The following is a 14,997-nucleotide window of genomic DNA, read 5'->3' as shown; positions in this document are numbered from 1 at the left end:
GTTCACGCCCGTGTAGAGTTTGTGCTGTCTGACAACGTCATTCAAAGTTCACCGCTCTCGGCGACCTGATAACTCAGCGGTCTACCGCGAACGTAATTGACAGCCTCTTCCAGAAATGCAATTTCCAGAAGAATGGCTCCGGTCGCCATCAAGCTCTGCGGTATCCAGAGCGGTATGCCTAGTAGCCCCGCCGATACATCACCAAACTGATAGGACTGCACAACCAAAATCACGGAAAAATAAGCAAACGCGCCGACCAGAACCAAGCCAAACAGCAGGCACCAACCTTCTGCCAAGCGCTGGCTTTTCCGGTCCATCTGTGAGAGCAGCAAGGTAATTCGAATGTATTTGCCACTGCGTAGGGTCGAGGGCATGGCAAGGAAGGCACTTGCCGCCATGGCGATTCCTGCAAACACGTCGGCATCCCGGATCTGTAGCCCGAGATTGCGGCCCACGATTTGTGCCAGTGTTAGTACGGCAATGGCAACCAGGCTCACGCCAGCGAGAATACCACTCAGCCTATATACGGCAGCAAGGAACCGCGAAACGGCCCCCGCGGGTACCTGCCGCCGTAGCTCGGACTCGAGCACGCTCACTTTGCGCTCCGGTAAGCCTCGACGATCTTCGTGCCTTCGTCACCTGCTTTTTGCAACCACTCCTTGATAAACACCTCGCGCAGTGCTGTTATCTCCTTCCGCATCTTGTCGTTGGGTTCCTTCACAATGATTCCATTGGTCTGCAGCACCTTGGTCAGGTTCACTGAAATGGCCCCGGCATTTTTCCAGGCGCGCTCTTCGGCAGCCAACGCTGCCGCTTGTACAGCGCTTTTCTGCGTGTCGCTCAGTTTCGAGAAAATGCGTTCATTGACGACAACCAGATTCCAGGGGGACATGGCAGCGACATCGGTGTAATGCTTCACATAATCCCACACATGCATATCAATTCCGGTGGCAGGTGATGTGATCATGGCATCAATCACGCCCGTGGAGAAGGCCTGCGAGATTTCCGACTGCTGCACCGTCACTGGTGTTGCGCCAACCAGTTCGGCCAAGCGGCCGGTCACGGGATTGAAAGCCCGGAATTTTGTTCCCTTCAGGTCATACAGGCTGTTGAGTTCCTTTTGACTGTAAAGAGAATTGCCAGGCCACGGTGCTGCAAATAGCAAACGCAGCCCTTGCTTGCTCAAACGCTCTACTAGATACGGGCGTACCACCCCCAACAACTTCGCGTTTTCATCCAAATTCGTTGCGAGAAACGGCAAGGAATCAATACCAAAAATGGGATTTTCATTGCTGTGCAGCGACATCAGAAACTCGCCGATAGGGACTTGGCCTGTCTGAATGGCGCGTTTCAGATCCTGCTGTTTGATCAGCGAATCTTCTGGATGAATGGTCAGCTTGAGCTCACCCTGAGTTGCCGCGTCGATATCTTTGGCGAAGATGGCGACGTTCTGCGTGAAATGATTGCGCTCATTCGAACGCACTGGCATGTCCCATTTCGCCGCCCATGCTCCTGCCGGCACGCTAAGCGCCGCAGCCAGTGCACCCATCAAAACTCGCTTATGCAACGGAGTAGGCATTGTCATCCTTTTTTTTTTGAAATAAATTATTGAAATTTAGTCCGCCAGCTTTAGGCGCGTGATAAGCGAAGATTAATGCGTAAATACTCGTGCTGGCGACTCCCCCAAATAGCTATACACAGTTAATACCATGATGCGTAGCGTTACAAGCTACTACAATTTACTTTTTCCCCTTTAGAATTAAGTTATTCCTTGGTGTGGTGTATATATGAATACACGCTTCATCGACTCGTTCGCAGTGGTGGCAGTGTGAGGATCTGTCGCCGACGCATCTTGCCGGCTGAATATGACACCTTCGGCGCTGCGAGATCGACAATAATGCAGCCGAATGGGCGCTACGCGGGATCAGCCTGGGCGGCAAGAATTACTTGTTTCTGGGTTCGGATGCCGGCGGCGAGCGTGCGGCCACCATGTATGGCTTGCTCGGTACGGCTAAATTGAACCGCATCAATCCCGAGGCGTATCTGCGCCATGTCCTGATCGCCATCGCCGACCATCCGGTAAACCGCGTCGACGAACTGCTGCCTGGAGATGTGAAGCTTTAATCGTCGGCTACCAACGTAAGCGTTCGGCTATCCTTGCAATTCCGATAAACATCATATGGTTGGGAAATCTTCTTGATAGTTTAAATTAACTTGGCTGTATTCTGTTGCCATGCGGGCGATCCCGGAGGCAATTCGGATGGCGAAGATACCAAGAGTGGAGCTCAGTGCGGATGCTTGGGCGGAACAGGAAGGCGCGACAGCAAGTGCAAGTTTTGTGATGCGTGTTTAGCCCGACGCTTTCGCCAAGTTCCCAAACAGATCACGGCGGCTGGCGAGCCGAGCATTCCTTTTGCCTGCCAGGACGCAGCACAATCGAAGGCGGCCTATCGATTCTTTTCGAATCCGCGTGTTGATGAATCGGCGATTTGTCCGGGCATATGCACTGCACACGCGATCGTGCCCAATTAATGCCAGGACCAATGCTCGTGCTGCACGATACGACGGAAATTTCGTATGGTGGTAACGAGGGGGGCATAGGACTGCTCAGTAGGGTTGGGCGTAAAACGATATGCATTCGAGCCTGGCCGTCACCCCTGAGGGATTGCCTTTTGGGGATCGCCGTTGTCAAGTTTTGGACGCGCAATAAATTCAAGGGGACTAATGCTCTCAAACGTAAGATCATTCCGACCCGTGTACCGATTGAGCAGAAGGAAAGTATTCGCTGGTTGCAGAACGTCCAGCAATCAACAGCCTTGCTAGGCTGTTTGGATCAATGCATTCATATCGGTGATCGTGAATGCGACATCTATGAATTATTCTGCGCCGCCCAAGAGTTGGGCACACACTTTCTGGTGCGCACCTGCGCTGATCGGCTCTGCGGCGATGGCACGCGCACGGTGGCCCAGGAGATGGGCACCGTGCGCAACGGGGGGATGCACAAGGTAGAGTTCAGAGATAAGAACGGGCGGATGTGCCAGGCAGAGTTGGCATTGATGTTTCGGTGTTTGCGACCTCTGCCGTCGCGCGCCAAGCGTAGCCGATATCCTGAATTGATGGTTACTGTTATCCATGCACGAGAAAAGGATAAGCCCAAAGGGCGAGATCCCATCGACTGGAAGTTGGTCACTGACATGCCGGTGCGCACTCGAACCGAGGCCTTTGAGAAGTTACGCTGGTACGCAATGCGCTGGAAAATCGAGGTGTTCCACTACATTCTGAAATCAGGCTGCCTAATCGAAAAGTCCAAGCTTCGCACGGTGCAACGACGCGTAATCGCCCTGTGCTGCATTATAAGTTGGCGAATCTTCTGGCTCACCATGATTCATCGCTCGGCACCCCGAGCGCCACCAGAGGTGGCATTTACCGACGACGGAAGATTCGTGCTCATCAAGCTATTCCAACAGTGGCGCAAGCCCTTATCGCAGCAGTCCCGTCTGGCAGATTATCTAATTTGCCTAGCCCGATTTGGCGGCTATTTGGCGAGAGCGCATGATCCACCTCCGGGCAACTTGGTTATCTGGAGAGGCATGCGTCGGCTTAGCGATCTGCTGCTAGGAGCGCAGCTCGCCAAGAATTGTGGGTAATTGGAAGGTTCCCCGAACGCTTACGTTGCTCTGCCGATCGATATTGCTTAATTGGCCGCCTATGTGCAAATACTGACCAAGCGGCGTAAGCGTTCGGCTATCCCATGTTGACACGCCCGAATAAAGCGTCGTCGTCAGTGCTCCAGCGCTTGCCAGTTATGCGGCAGCAGCTCGTCGATCCGACTGGCCGGCTGCGTTGGCAGGCGAGTCAGGACGTCCTTCAAGTAGGCATACGGATCGAGACCATTAAGCTTGGCCGACTGGATCAAGGTCATGACGGCTGCGGCCCGCTTCCCCGCACGCAGGGAACCCGCGAATAGCCAGTTTGATCTGCCGATGGCAATTGGCCTAATTTGGTTCTCGATCCAATTGTTATCGATCGGCAATGATCCATCGTCCAGGTAACGCGTGAGCGCCACCCAGCGTTTAAGGTTGTAGTCCAGGGCTTTGGCCGTGGCCGAACCGTCCGGTACCCGCTCGCGCTGGGCCCGCATCCAGGCATGTAAGGCATCGGCCACGGGCTTGGCGTGCTCCTGTCGTCTTTGCCGTCGCGCATCGGCGGTCAGGTCTTTCACCTGGCGTTCGATCTCGTAAAGTTGGCCCATATATCGCAGGGCTTGCTCGGCCAACTGGCTTTTGGCGGCCACGTGCAAGTCGAAGAACTTGCGCCGGGCGTGTGCCATGCAACCAATTTCGGTGATGCCTTGCGTAAAACAGGCTTTGTAGCCCACGTAGTCGTCGCACAGCAAACTTCCTTGCCAATCCGCCAGGAAGATTCGGGCATGCGCGCCGGCCCGGCCATCGGTAAAATCGTAGACGACGGCCCGCAGGTCTTCGAAGGCGCCTGGCGCATAGGCCCAGAGGTAGGCCCGGTGCGTTTTCTTCGTGCCAGGCTGAAGCATTTGCACGGGCGTTTCATCGGCATGGATCACGCGGTGCGCAAGGATCGCTTCGCGAAGCGCATCGGCCAGCGGCTGCAACCGTACGCCGCACACGCCGACCCATTCGGCCATTGTCGAGCGCGCAAGCTTCATGCCGGCACGCTCGAAGATCTTTTCCTGACGGTATAGCGGCAGGTGATCCGCATATTTGGCCACGAGCACTTGAGCCAGCAGGCCGGTGGTAGGCAGCCCCTTGTCGATGACGTGGGCCGGAACCGGCGCCTGGGTCAGCGTCTCGCATTTTTTGCAGATCCATTTGCCGCGGATATGGCGCTCTACGGTAAAGAGACCTGGGGTGTAGTCGAGCTTTTCAGCCACATCCTCACCGATGCGCTGCAACTGGCAACCACATGGGCACGTGGTGTTCTCGTGTTCGTGACGATGCTCAACCCGTGGCAGGTGATCAGGCAGTGCGGCGCGCTTGGGCTGCTGGACTGGCCGGGCCGCAGGTTGGCCGCGTAGCAAGTCAAGCTCGGCTTCGATGGCAGCGATATCGGCATCGACCGCTTCTTCCAACAAGCTACCTTGCACGCCCGAGAGTTGTTCGCCGCTTTTGCCAAAGCGGTAACGGCGTAGGCCCGCAATCTCATGCGTGAGCTGCGCGATCTTGGCGTCTTTGTAGCGGATTTCTTCCCGTCTGGTGGCCAGCACTTGTTCGTGCTGCGCCAGAAGTCTTTGGTGCTCAGCCAGCGTCTGTTCCTTCTCGCCCAGCGCCGCCATCAGGCCGCGAACCTTCTCGCGCAAGGCATGCGCGTCAAGTTCATCAAGGTTTGGGGCAGAAGCAATCATAGCCAGTAGTGTGCCATGACACGTCGGGGTCGTACCATTGGCGGATGCCCCGATTGCGTTACAGGATGTCGATGATCCCGCCCGGGCCGACGCGCTGCCATGGCAGGCCAACGACTAGCGCTTGCAGCTGCTCATCGGTTAATCCCACGTCAGGCGCGCCGGAGCGCGGCCAGGTAAAACGCCCTTTATGCAGGCGCCTGGCGGCCAGCTAGATCCCAATGCCGTCGTGCACCAGTACCTTCATCCGATTGGCACGCCGGTTAGCAAAGAGATAGGCATGGTGGGGTTGTGCCGCACCGAAGACGGTGACGACTCGCGCCAAGGCGGTTTCCGTGCCGGCGCGCATATCCATGGGTTCGACGGCCAGCCAGATTTGGTCAACGCGGATCATTTCATCAACTGGCGTAGCCACGACGCGCATTCAGCCGACGCATGGATGGGCCAGCTCACCCTCGCAACGAGATTGCCGCTGCTCAATTCAATGTTGATGCAGCCCTTCTTCACGGGTTCGACAGCAACGCGCTGTGGCATGGTGATCGGGATAAAAGCGCCGCCGTGGTTTGGCGCGCCAACCTGTAATGCAGGTTCTGATACCGGTCCGGGCAACGTATGTCGGCCTCCTCGCTCATGCTCGGCGACCCATCGTCGCAGCAGATTCGGATGCAGATCATAAGCACGGGCCACGGCGGCAATGGATACCCCCAACTGCTCGCAGCACTCGATCACTTCATCCTTGAACTGCGCCGTGTAGTTGCGCCGGCGGCGTCGGCCCTCAATCTCTGCACGTTCCATGGTGCGCATTTCTCCACCTGTTAGGTTGAACTACTCCACCATCGACTAGTGGAGAAATGCATACTGACAAATTACGGAGCCGCGTTCAATGTGTGTTCCCCGAACGCATACCAAGCGGCCCAGAACAGCCCAAAAAAAATAGCCCACTTGTTAGGTAGGCTATTAGTTAGGCCTTTGATCTTATTGAAAATATTGGTGATTGAGTGTGGTATTGATGATGAAATGGTTCTCCCAACATGATGGGCAGAAATGGATAGAAAGGCATGGGTCGTGGTTTTTGGCTTTCTAGACCTGCTCATCCGTCGGTGGGAAGCTGTCCGAGGAGGCCCGAAGCCCCTGTCACGGAGGCTTATTGAGGTACGTAACCGATGCTTTTAACGACCTGCGCCCACTTCTCAATTTCTTTCGCTTGGTGAGCCGCTAGGTGAGCGGGGGTATCGCCTTGCGCTTCCAGTCCAGCTTTCTTAAATGTTTCAAGCAAGGCGGGATGCTGTAAACCGACGTTCACCGCTTCGTTCAGCTTAGCGATGACGTCAGCAGGAGTACCTGCGGGCGCATAGATCGCGATCCACGATGCGGAGTCGAATCCAGGTACCGAGGTCTCGGAAACGGTTGGCACGTCAGGCGCGAGTCCGGATCTGTTAGCGCTAGTGACCGCTAGGGCCCTGACTTTTCCTGAAGCTGCTAGGGGGACAGCAGACGGCACGTTGTCAAACATCACCTGAACGTGTCCGCCTATAAGGTCCGTAAGGGCTGGAGAGCTGCCTTTGTAGGGAACGTGAACCATTTTGGTTTCCGTCATCAACGAAAACTGTTCGGTCGTTAGATGAACGGAGCCGCCAGTGCCAGTGGTAGCATAATTAACTTTCTGAGGATTGGCCTTAAGATAATTTATGAACTCCGGTAGTGTTTTCGCTGGCACGCTCGGATTGATAATGATCATTAGAGGTGCGGAAGCGAGGAGAGCAACCGGTGCAAAGTCTGTGGCGGGTTGATATCCCAGTTTCGCGAAGGTGCTGGGATTCGTGCCATGAGTGGCGCTAGTTCCTAGAAAAAGCGTGTAGCCATCGGCTACCGAACGGGCAGCTTGTTCAGCACCAATAGTCCCTCCCGCTCCCGACCTGTTATCCACTACTACCGGCTGATTCAGCGATTCGGAAATGCGTTGGGCAATCGTTCGCCCTACGATGTCGGTGATACCCCCAGGAGGGTAAGGCACGATCAATTTGATGGGCCTCGTGGGATAGGATCCGGGCGCTGCGTAGCTCAACGATGCCATAGTAATCGTCGCAAGTCCTGCAAATATTTTTAAAGCTTTTTTCATATAGTTTGTCTCCTGAGAATGGTTATTAAAGCCCGCGCCCGCCCGAAACAATCAATGTTTCGCCGGTGATAAAACTTGCTTTGTCCGAGAGCAAAAAAGATACAGCGTTTGCGATATCCGTCGGCACACCGAGCCTCCCTAGTGGTGTGGCTACCCTGATTTGCTCATTAAAAGCCGCGCCCGCCTTCGCGGCCATCAGCGTTTCAATACGTCCCGGTGCGACTCCATTGACCCGAATACCGAAATGCGCAACCTCGCCTGCAACCTGACGAGTCAGTCCTTCTATTGCACTCTTTGATGTGGCGTAAGCGCCACCTGCGATACTAGAGTACCGACGCCCTGCTAAGGAACTGATGTTTACTATGGCCCCTTTTTTCCGTTCGATCATGACGGGCAGGATTGCCCGCATGGTGTAGAAATAGCCATTTAGATTAATATTCATTACCTGTCGCCATTCGGCGGGCGATATTTCCCACACCATATGCTTGAGGCCATCGTTCTTCTTCGGCGAAGTGCCCGCATTGTTCACCAGCAGGTCAATCGGGCCAAAGCGACCAGAAGTTTGAAGCGCCTCAATGGCAGAAACGACTGACTCGTCCCCCGTATCGCAGACCAAAACCTCGGACTGACGACCTAGTGCGGCTATTGCATTTGCGGTTGATATACTCTCTGCCTCGTTCATGTCCAAAATGCAAACGTCAGCGCCTTCAGCTGCTAGGTCCAGGGCGATAGTACGTCCGATGCCGCTACCACCTCCAGTGACCAGCGCTTTGCGTCCTTGCAAAGTCATGCTCATAGTTACCTCTGTTTAATTCGTTTATGGCGAGATGGTATTAAGTATCCAACGCACGGTGTTGCCGCTCGAACGCTGTGAGCGGAGGAAATGCACTGGGATCCGTATTTACGTCGATGACGAAGGGTATGTCGCTTTTCGCTGCTTTTGCCAAAGCTTCTTTCAATTCAGTAACGGTATTGACCGATTGCCCATCACAGCTGCAGGCCTTGGCAATAGCAACGTGGTCAATCGGACCAAAATGACAGACGTCCGTGTGCGTATTGAACCGACTTTCTTCGGCATTGATTTGGAAGCCGAGCACACCATTGTTGAGAACGATAATCGTGACTGGAACGTTATGTCGCCGCGCTGTTTCGAGCTCCGCCCAGCAATGCGCGAATCCACCATCTCCGGTTAAACAAATAACACGTGAGGCGGGGCTGGATAGTTTCGCGCCGATCGCCATCGGGAAACCCCAGCCGAGGCCGGCAATGCCTCGTGGCGTAATGAAACGCGTGCCCGGCGCAATGCACTTAATGTATTGAACCAGCCAGATCGACGCGTAGCTGGCATCGGCGACCCAGGTGATATCGCCACTCTGCGCCGCAAGCTCGGACATAATTTGCTCCGGACGCAGCGGACTACGGTCGACCTCGGTGTAGGGTTTGATCTCCTCCCGATGACGACTACGAGCGTCCTCGAACGATTTTGCTAGGCTTCGAGCTCGGTTATTCGCCGCTGTGGCGTCTTGTTGTAATAGCATTGTATATAGACTTGTGAGCGCTTCTCGTGCATCGCCTTGAAGCCTTAATGCTGGATAGTTTCTTCCAAGTTCTTCGGGATCGATATCAATCTGTACATACGTAGCGTCAGATGGGAATAATGTCCAACCTGCCGTGCCGTTCTCGTTGGTACGTGTACCGACAAAAATAACTAGGTCGACGCTTTGGATGTACGGCAAAAAGAATTTTGTTGGAGCTCGTGTGCCCATTGTGTTGCCGATCACCCCAATTGATAAAGGATGATCTTCATTAATTGCGCCTTTGCCCATATTGGTAGTGGCAACCGGCACTCCAGCCAGGTCCTGCAGTTTGGTTAACACCTCACATGCGCCGGAGTGATGTACTCCTCCCCCAGCAACAATGAGCGGTCGTTTCGCAGACGCCAGAAGCGCAGCTAACTTTTCGATCAGTGCCGGGGCTGGTGAAAATCGGTCAGCGGGGAACACACCGAAGGCTTCGCCACCATCTGGAAAGTATGATTCGAAAGTTGGGGCGGGTTGGGTGAGCACATCTGGGGAGACGAGTAACACTACCGGGCCTGGCCGACCGCTGGTCGCTATCCGAATAGCACGAGAGGTGTATTCCGCGGCGCGACTGGCTAGATTGATACGTCTCACCCATTTTGTGCATCCACTGAAGATTTTCTCATGATCGAGCTCCTGGAATGCGTTTTTGTCTGCAGTCGTTTGGGGCACTTCTTGAACGATGGCTAATATTGGCACGGAGGCCTTCAAAGCCTCGGCGAGCCCGGCTACCAACAAGGCAGCTGCAGGACCGTTCTGAGCGGTCACGACCGCTATCTTGTTACTAGTTCGAGCTGATCCATCGGCCATCGCCACCCCCGCATTCTCGGTTCGATAGCCGATTTGTCGGATTCCAACTTTCTCCGCCGCGAGGAAGATTGCGGTGGGGCAACTCTGGCCAAAGATTTGGGCAACTTCAGCCGCCCGTAAGACGTCCACTATTGCGTGGGCAGCTCGGTATCCATCCATGTCTTGGAAGTCCCAAGTATTCTTTGGAGCTGTTATATCGCGGTTTGGTTTTGCTTCTTCGGCTGCGGCTTTCTTCATTTTGAATCCATAAGCTGTTTCTATGGCGGAATAGACATCCGCACGTTTAAGTAGCAGTATGTTATCCGCGGTTTCCAGCGACGTGAATTCGAAATAATCAATCGAGCTATAATCTGACGTTATGACCGTCACACTCAGACAGCTTGAGGCTTTCATCGCCGTATCGCAAACTGGCAGCTTTTCAGCGGCAGCCCGGGTTGTGCACGTGTCGCAACCGGCTCTTACGTCGACGATTCAAAAACTTGAACGGCAGCTTGCCGTTAGATTGTTCGAACGAGACTCACGTGGTTCGGTTCTTACTACAGCGGGACGCGAGCTTTTTCCAGCAATCGAGCGGCTAGTTCTCGAGCTGAACGAAACGGTGGCTAACGTATTGAACTCTACGACTCCAAGTGGAGGCACTGTTTCGATTGGATGTATACCGTCGGTTGCAGCATTGGTTATGCCGCCCCTTATCGCCTCGTTTGAGCGCACACATCCGCATATTCGAGTCGTGTTAAAAGACGCTATGCCAGAGAATCGGGGCATTGTTAATATGATTCGTTCAGGCGAGATCGACTATGGCATTGCCAGCCCTGCGGACGAGGCCCCGGATCTGCTATTTCGTTTATTGTTCGAAGACGAACTGGTCGCCCTAGTTCCGGCAGTTTATCCTGCGGCCCGGGCCGCCATGATAAATTGGTCGGAATTGGCGACGATGCCTTTAATTGGCATGAGCTACCAAAGCTATGTCAGGGAGCTTGTAGACCAAGGATTCGCCTCGATTGGGGTTTCGAAGCGACCTTATGCCGAGGTGAGCTTGATTACCACAGCAGTAGGCATGGTCAAGGTAGGTTTGGGGGCCACAGTTCTTCCTTCCACTGCGGCTAAAGTTTGTAACCTGGATAATGTTCGCGTTCTTTCTCTCGAGAAACCCGTTGTGCGTCGTCGCATGGGATTCCTTTATCGATCTATGGCCTCGCTTTCTCCAGCCGGGAAGCATTTCATGCATTTTGTCGAAGATTCTCTTCGCTCCTAGCCGTAGGTAAAGGCCAAGGAGATTGAGATCAAGCTGAAGCGCAGACTACGAAGCATGGCGGCAACTCGCTGTTCAGCGGGGAGGTTAGTGCCTAGCTTCAGTAGACGCCTCGGTTTTTGCGAATAGCTATCAATTTGTGAAACCGACCTATGTTTCGCCGTCCAGATGCGAAGTGGCCGCTTGCTATAGTAGGTTGCTGTGATGTCCAGCAATCCATTACCTAATCCTTTTTTTAATCCCCCATATTGGCCCCATGGAATGATCCGTTCTTCGCCGGGGAGAAATGATGCAATTCCATTGATCAGTACACCGCTATCCATAGTTCTTGGCTCTTGTGCGTCCTCAAATCCGAATGCGCGCACCGGTATGTCCCGATTTGATTTGAACGTAACATCGAGGGCTATTCCATTGCCAATATTCTCTAGCACGAGATTGATTATTGAGGGGCGTTGATGGTCGGGTGTGGCATATACGGCCAATTCTGGGTCACGTTGAAGTCGTAGGAGGTGATAGCTTACGATCACCGAAGAGAGCGCGACCGGAACTGCAGCCCAGCTTAGTAATTCAGATGTCACGCTATTGGGCCTTATTAAAACTAGGAGCCAAACCTGCTTTGGCTCATATTAGCGAATTTATGGCGTTTGTATTGAGTGTGCAATGGCGACCGCTCGTAGCTCGGCAGAGACGTCCTGCAAGCGAGGGTCAGTGAGCAGCGCACCACGGGCATGTAGGATATGACCATTGACGTGCGGCTTATAGGTCGAGTATTGGACAGCGACGCTGTGGGGCAATGAATATGCATTTGTTATTTGAAAATGACCATCAAAAATCACGATGATCAATTCATCAAAGCCTTGTGCTTCCAGATTGCGTAGTACGCCTAATTGCCGTGATTTGTTGTCTACTGTCACTCGGCGGGCTTTGATTTGAATCTTCTTCCCTGATTTGGAAATCGCATCGTAGTCGGCCGACGAATTATTTGCCAGCGTCAGCCCAAAAGCTACGGAGACCAGCCATTCCGCGTAGTCGCCGACTGGATTGTTCTTTGTCCTGAGCACTCCACGATGCCTGAGCTCGGCTATTGCATCACAATGAAGTTCCAGCAGTTGTTGCACTGATAGGTATTCGATCTCCATGTATTAATCATATCCCGCGTGAGTCCATATCGATGGAATTGCGCGCCAAGCGTCTGGTCGCGAGGCTCGTACGATTGGAGAGGGGTGCGCGGAGTCGAAAATTCGTAGGTCTTGATTCACGAAAAGCTCTCTTGCCCTCTGAGCTCTTTTCCCGACAAGGACAATTGTCCGGAGTTTAGGGAGTAGCGGCAGAAGAACATTAAGATCCTCCACGCCGAGCCGTAGTTCTGCGCTGGTCACCTTGCGCGAGCCATTCCAACCGGGGATGATATTCCAAAGAACCGTACGTTTACGCGGCAGCCCCGCCTTATTCATGAACACAAAAGTCGCCTCGGCCGAAGGGTCATCGTTGTTTCGTGAAATAAAGCCAGACCCTTTTCCTCCCGACGATGTCATCGGGCCGGGTTTTTCGAGTAGGAAGAGGATATCGGCATCGACGCCGCCGTCAAGGGGATCGAAATCAGGAAACTCCCAAGTTGGACGTTTTGCCCTTAGGTTCTCAACAAAAGCCGTGAGCGGGGCGATATGAGGGTCTTGGACCATTCGCCGACGAGCCATGACGACCTCGGGTAAACGAAAGGACCGAGCGCAATCAGCGGTGTCAGCTTTCATAAGACTGATTCAATAGTGCCTCTAGGCATCGCGAAATACCTCGGCCCTGTGGAAATCCATATAAGGCTGGTGGCTGGCGGTTAAGTTGACCCGCATCTCATCGCAAATTCCCAGTTTTTCAGGTTCTGAAAACTGAGGTGAAATGGCTATAAGGCCGGATGTATCGAAGGTTATAAAGCCTTTGTCGAAAGCCGCATCGAGACTGGGAACGAGTAGCAAGCCGTTAAATTGACATAGGCGCTCCGTGTTGCTCGCGGCTCGCCAGGGCTTGATATGCGATGCAACCAAAAAATTCGGGTCAGAATATCGCGTAACGGCACAATACGTCCAGTAAGCGATTACGCGCTGGCGGAATTTGCCTTGACCAAGGCGAGCTTTAAGAAGGTTCAAGCGTTCAGTTTCCCCAACGGAAGCGTCGTTTAGAACATTCTCGACATCGCTTTCAAGCCCTCCACCATACCCTTGAGCTGTATATGCCCTGAACTGTGCCAGGGCTGCGCTATACATGCTATTCCCAGTTTTATTACGTTCGATGAAAACGGGTAATTTACGAATTTGATTAGTTAGCTCGTCCAAATGGGAAACATCGGTGATGGCCGTTAATGGCCCATCGAGCAAGCTAGCCCTCATGGCCCAGTCCGAAAGTGCACCGTTGACGGCCCCCGCATATTTTTTAATGGAGGAGTGCGAAAGATTGCGAAGCTGCATCCAGTCGTCGAATTTCATGTTTTCTGTTGAAGTGTCGCCCGAACTATGGGCGTTTGTTGGTGGAACCAACTTACAAATTGAGCGCCATCGGTTTTTTGTTAACTGCCACTGCAAACCCCGGATCAATGCACGCAGCGATCATATCACCGCAGTTTTAATCCGGTCGCTATCTCTACATCAGTCCAAAAACTGAACCCGACATCCCGAAACCCACATAAAGCCGAGAGCCGGCGTGTTGAACGCTCAAGAGACCAACAAAGAACAGAGAGCGAAGACTGGCAGGAATTCGGGGAAAAGCGGGAAATGCGGTGTGCGACGTTCAAGAGGCAGAACCGCTAGCCCCCGCTAGCCCCCGCGAACACAGGCCCTCCGGCCAAAAAAATCCCAACCGATTAAGGTTGCGATTTGAATGCTGGTGGTGGAGTAGGGGGCTGAGGTTGAAATGGTTCTCAGAACAGGACGGGTAGGAAATACGTGGAAGGGCGTGGATTAGGACTTTTGGGCGTTTTGGCTAGTAACGCGCGCGATGGCATTGGAACGCCATCCATACCGCACTTATATAAAGCCTATATAAAGATAAAGGGTAAGGCTGTGCTGCCCTGTCTTGAAATCCATACCGGTTTCAGCACTCGTAGATTAATTCCCGCACCTTCGTAGACGCTCCCAACCCCGCAGCAAGATCAGCTGCGGCCTGCATAATTGCCCGTTCGAAGCAAGGCACGTCCACATTCCGCAGTCGCTCCGAAGGCCCCGCGACTGTGATCGCGCCAACAAATCGGTCTTCATCGCCAATGACAGGCACGGACCAGGATGATGTGTACGGATCGCGCACACCACAGGAGAAAAAAGGTAGGCGTTCATCATGTATGCCAAGAATCTGCGCCCATGTCTTGAAGACCCTTCCTGTGGAGGAGTCGTCCGGAGGCATAACGCTTCCTGCTAGCACTTGGCTGTGTAGTCCTTCATGAGGCTGGTGGCGGAAAAGGCATAGTCGGGCCCCCTGTTGATCACCCTCAACATAGTATGCGGCGCTTTCCCCTGTCAGGCCAGATAGCTTTTCCAATACAGGCATAACGACATCAGAAAGGCGGAATCCACTCTCGTAAACGCGTCCCAGGTATAGAACACGAGGCCCAAGTGAATAGCGGCCATCGGCATCGCGCACGGCATACCCGCATCGGATAAGCGAATTCAGTAGCCGGAATATCGTGGTTTTGTGTAGCGTCAGCCTTTTGCTTAGCTCAGCCAGGGTCAGTTTTTCTGATCCTGGCTTGAAGCAATCCAACACGGTCAGCGCACGTTCTACAGCGGCAACGCCATCGTTACTCATCTCTCTTCCTATAGTTAAATGAAATCGTTGTATATAGTACAACAGCGTTTTATTACAATACAATGGCGGCATT

General features: G+C 53.6%; 15 protein-coding genes and 2 pseudogenes. 4 read left to right on the top strand and 13 right to left on the bottom strand.

Annotated features, from left to right (window positions below):
- Positions 1-41: 41 nt before the first annotated feature.
- Positions 42-596 (bottom strand): TRAP transporter small permease, encoded by a 555-nt coding sequence (locus tag EKL30_RS03625; protein WP_126705784.1) that lies wholly within the window; start codon positions 594-596, stop codon positions 42-44.
- Positions 593-1,549, bottom strand: coding sequence for a TRAP transporter substrate-binding protein (locus tag EKL30_RS03620; protein WP_158618384.1), 957 nt, complete (start codon positions 1,547-1,549; stop codon positions 593-595). The genes EKL30_RS03625 and EKL30_RS03620 overlap by 4 nt, the downstream gene beginning before the upstream one ends.
- Positions 1,550-1,884: 335 nt before the next feature.
- Here EKL30_RS03620 and EKL30_RS03615 point away from each other — a divergent pair.
- The 3 genes and pseudogenes from EKL30_RS03615 to EKL30_RS03610 all read left to right on the top strand — a co-directional run.
- Positions 1,885-2,124: pseudogene (locus EKL30_RS03615) on the top strand (transposase domain-containing protein); the annotation flags it as partial.
- 90 nt (positions 2,125-2,214) lie between these two features.
- Positions 2,215-2,532 carry a transposase DNA-binding-containing protein gene (locus EKL30_RS19415; protein WP_199748468.1) on the top strand — a complete coding sequence of 106 codons (318 nt, stop codon included), beginning with the start codon at positions 2,215-2,217 and terminating at the stop codon, positions 2,530-2,532.
- Positions 2,502-3,647, top strand: coding sequence for an IS4 family transposase (locus tag EKL30_RS03610; RefSeq protein WP_255414656.1), 1,146 nt, complete (start codon positions 2,502-2,504; stop codon positions 3,645-3,647). The genes EKL30_RS19415 and EKL30_RS03610 overlap by 31 nt, the downstream gene beginning before the upstream one ends.
- A 134-nt stretch (positions 3,648-3,781) precedes the next feature.
- Here the strand turns inward: EKL30_RS03610 and EKL30_RS03605 are convergent, their stop codons facing one another.
- The 6 genes and pseudogenes from EKL30_RS03605 to EKL30_RS03575 form a co-directional block, all read right to left on the bottom strand.
- The gene (locus EKL30_RS03605) at positions 3,782-5,308 is read right to left on the bottom strand and encodes an IS66 family transposase (protein ID WP_233582783.1); all 1,527 of its coding nucleotides are present in this window, start codon (positions 5,306-5,308) and stop codon (positions 3,782-3,784) included.
- Positions 5,309-5,435: 127 nt separating this feature from the next.
- Positions 5,436-5,768: pseudogene (tnpB, locus tag EKL30_RS19310) on the bottom strand (IS66 family insertion sequence element accessory protein TnpB).
- Positions 5,765-6,169, bottom strand: coding sequence for a transposase (locus tag EKL30_RS03590; RefSeq protein WP_158618383.1), 405 nt, complete (start codon positions 6,167-6,169; stop codon positions 5,765-5,767). Before EKL30_RS03590 ends, tnpB begins: the two are co-directional and overlap by 4 nt.
- Before the next feature lie 349 nt (positions 6,170-6,518).
- A complete protein-coding gene (locus EKL30_RS03585; RefSeq protein ID WP_126705780.1) occupies positions 6,519-7,493 on the bottom strand; it encodes a tripartite tricarboxylate transporter substrate binding protein in 975 nt (324 codons plus the stop codon).
- A 25-nt stretch (positions 7,494-7,518) separates the two neighbouring features.
- Positions 7,519-8,283: an SDR family NAD(P)-dependent oxidoreductase gene (locus EKL30_RS03580; RefSeq protein WP_233582702.1), complete on the bottom strand. Its 765-nt coding sequence runs from the start codon at positions 8,281-8,283 to the stop codon at positions 7,519-7,521.
- Between the two features lie 43 nt (positions 8,284-8,326).
- Positions 8,327-10,120 (bottom strand): acetolactate synthase catalytic subunit, encoded by a 1,794-nt coding sequence (locus tag EKL30_RS03575; protein WP_126705778.1) that lies wholly within the window; start codon positions 10,118-10,120, stop codon positions 8,327-8,329.
- Positions 10,121-10,241: 121 nt separating this feature from the next.
- On the opposite strand from EKL30_RS03575, the gene EKL30_RS03570 reads away from it, so the two are divergent.
- Positions 10,242-11,138 carry a LysR family transcriptional regulator gene (locus EKL30_RS03570; protein ID WP_126705777.1) on the top strand — a complete coding sequence of 299 codons (897 nt, stop codon included), beginning with the start codon at positions 10,242-10,244 and terminating at the stop codon, positions 11,136-11,138.
- Here EKL30_RS03570 and EKL30_RS03565 read toward each other — a convergent pair.
- From EKL30_RS03565 to EKL30_RS03545, 5 genes are all read right to left on the bottom strand, one after another.
- A complete protein-coding gene (locus EKL30_RS03565) occupies positions 11,135-11,713 on the bottom strand; it encodes a hypothetical protein (RefSeq protein WP_126705776.1) in 579 nt (192 codons plus the stop codon). The genes EKL30_RS03570 and EKL30_RS03565 overlap by 4 nt on opposite strands.
- A 57-nt stretch (positions 11,714-11,770) precedes the next feature.
- Positions 11,771-12,274, bottom strand: a complete 504-nt coding sequence (locus tag EKL30_RS03560; RefSeq protein ID WP_126705775.1) for a hypothetical protein — start codon at positions 12,272-12,274, stop codon at positions 11,771-11,773.
- 3 nt (positions 12,275-12,277) lie between these two features.
- A complete protein-coding gene (locus EKL30_RS03555) occupies positions 12,278-12,886 on the bottom strand; it encodes a uracil-DNA glycosylase (RefSeq protein ID WP_126705774.1) in 609 nt (202 codons plus the stop codon).
- A 21-nt stretch (positions 12,887-12,907) separates the two neighbouring features.
- Positions 12,908-13,708 carry an HNH endonuclease gene (locus EKL30_RS03550; protein WP_233582700.1) on the bottom strand — a complete coding sequence of 267 codons (801 nt, stop codon included), beginning with the start codon at positions 13,706-13,708 and terminating at the stop codon, positions 12,908-12,910.
- A 508-nt stretch (positions 13,709-14,216) separates the two neighbouring features.
- Positions 14,217-14,924, bottom strand: coding sequence for an IclR family transcriptional regulator (locus EKL30_RS03545; protein ID WP_126705773.1), 708 nt, complete (start codon positions 14,922-14,924; stop codon positions 14,217-14,219).
- Positions 14,925-14,997 lie beyond the last annotated feature (73 nt).

Origin of the sequence: Candidimonas sp. SYP-B2681, assembly GCF_003971065.1 — a bacterium.
Lineage (GTDB): Bacteria > Pseudomonadota > Gammaproteobacteria > Burkholderiales > Burkholderiaceae_B > Pollutimonas.
This window is presented reverse-complemented; position numbering and strand designations above follow the sequence as displayed.

Coding starts and splice junctions, on each gene's coding strand:
- EKL30_RS03620 (WP_158618384.1), bottom strand. CDS start 1,549: ATGGGTGCACTGGCTGCGGCGCTTAGCGTGCCGGCAGGAGCATGGGCG.
- EKL30_RS03610 (WP_255414656.1), top strand. CDS start 2,502: ATGCACTGCACACGCGATCGTGCCCAATTAATGCCAGGACCAATGCTC.
- EKL30_RS03605 (WP_233582783.1), bottom strand. CDS start 5,308: ATGGCGGCGCTGGGCGAGAAGGAACAGACGCTGGCTGAGCACCAAAGA.
- EKL30_RS03590 (WP_158618383.1), bottom strand. CDS start 6,169: ATGGAACGTGCAGAGATTGAGGGCCGACGCCGCCGGCGCAACTACACG.
- EKL30_RS03585 (WP_126705780.1), bottom strand. CDS start 7,493: ATGAAAAAAGCTTTAAAAATATTTGCAGGACTTGCGACGATTACTATG.
- EKL30_RS03580 (WP_233582702.1), bottom strand. CDS start 8,283: ATGACTTTGCAAGGACGCAAAGCGCTGGTCACTGGAGGTGGTAGCGGC.
- EKL30_RS03575 (WP_126705778.1), bottom strand. CDS start 10,120: ATGAAGAAAGCCGCAGCCGAAGAAGCAAAACCAAACCGCGATATAACA.
- EKL30_RS03570 (WP_126705777.1), top strand. CDS start 10,242: ATGACCGTCACACTCAGACAGCTTGAGGCTTTCATCGCCGTATCGCAA.
- EKL30_RS03560 (WP_126705775.1), bottom strand. CDS start 12,274: ATGGAGATCGAATACCTATCAGTGCAACAACTGCTGGAACTTCATTGT.
- EKL30_RS03555 (WP_126705774.1), bottom strand. CDS start 12,886: ATGAAAGCTGACACCGCTGATTGCGCTCGGTCCTTTCGTTTACCCGAG.
- EKL30_RS03545 (WP_126705773.1), bottom strand. CDS start 14,924: ATGAGTAACGATGGCGTTGCCGCTGTAGAACGTGCGCTGACCGTGTTG.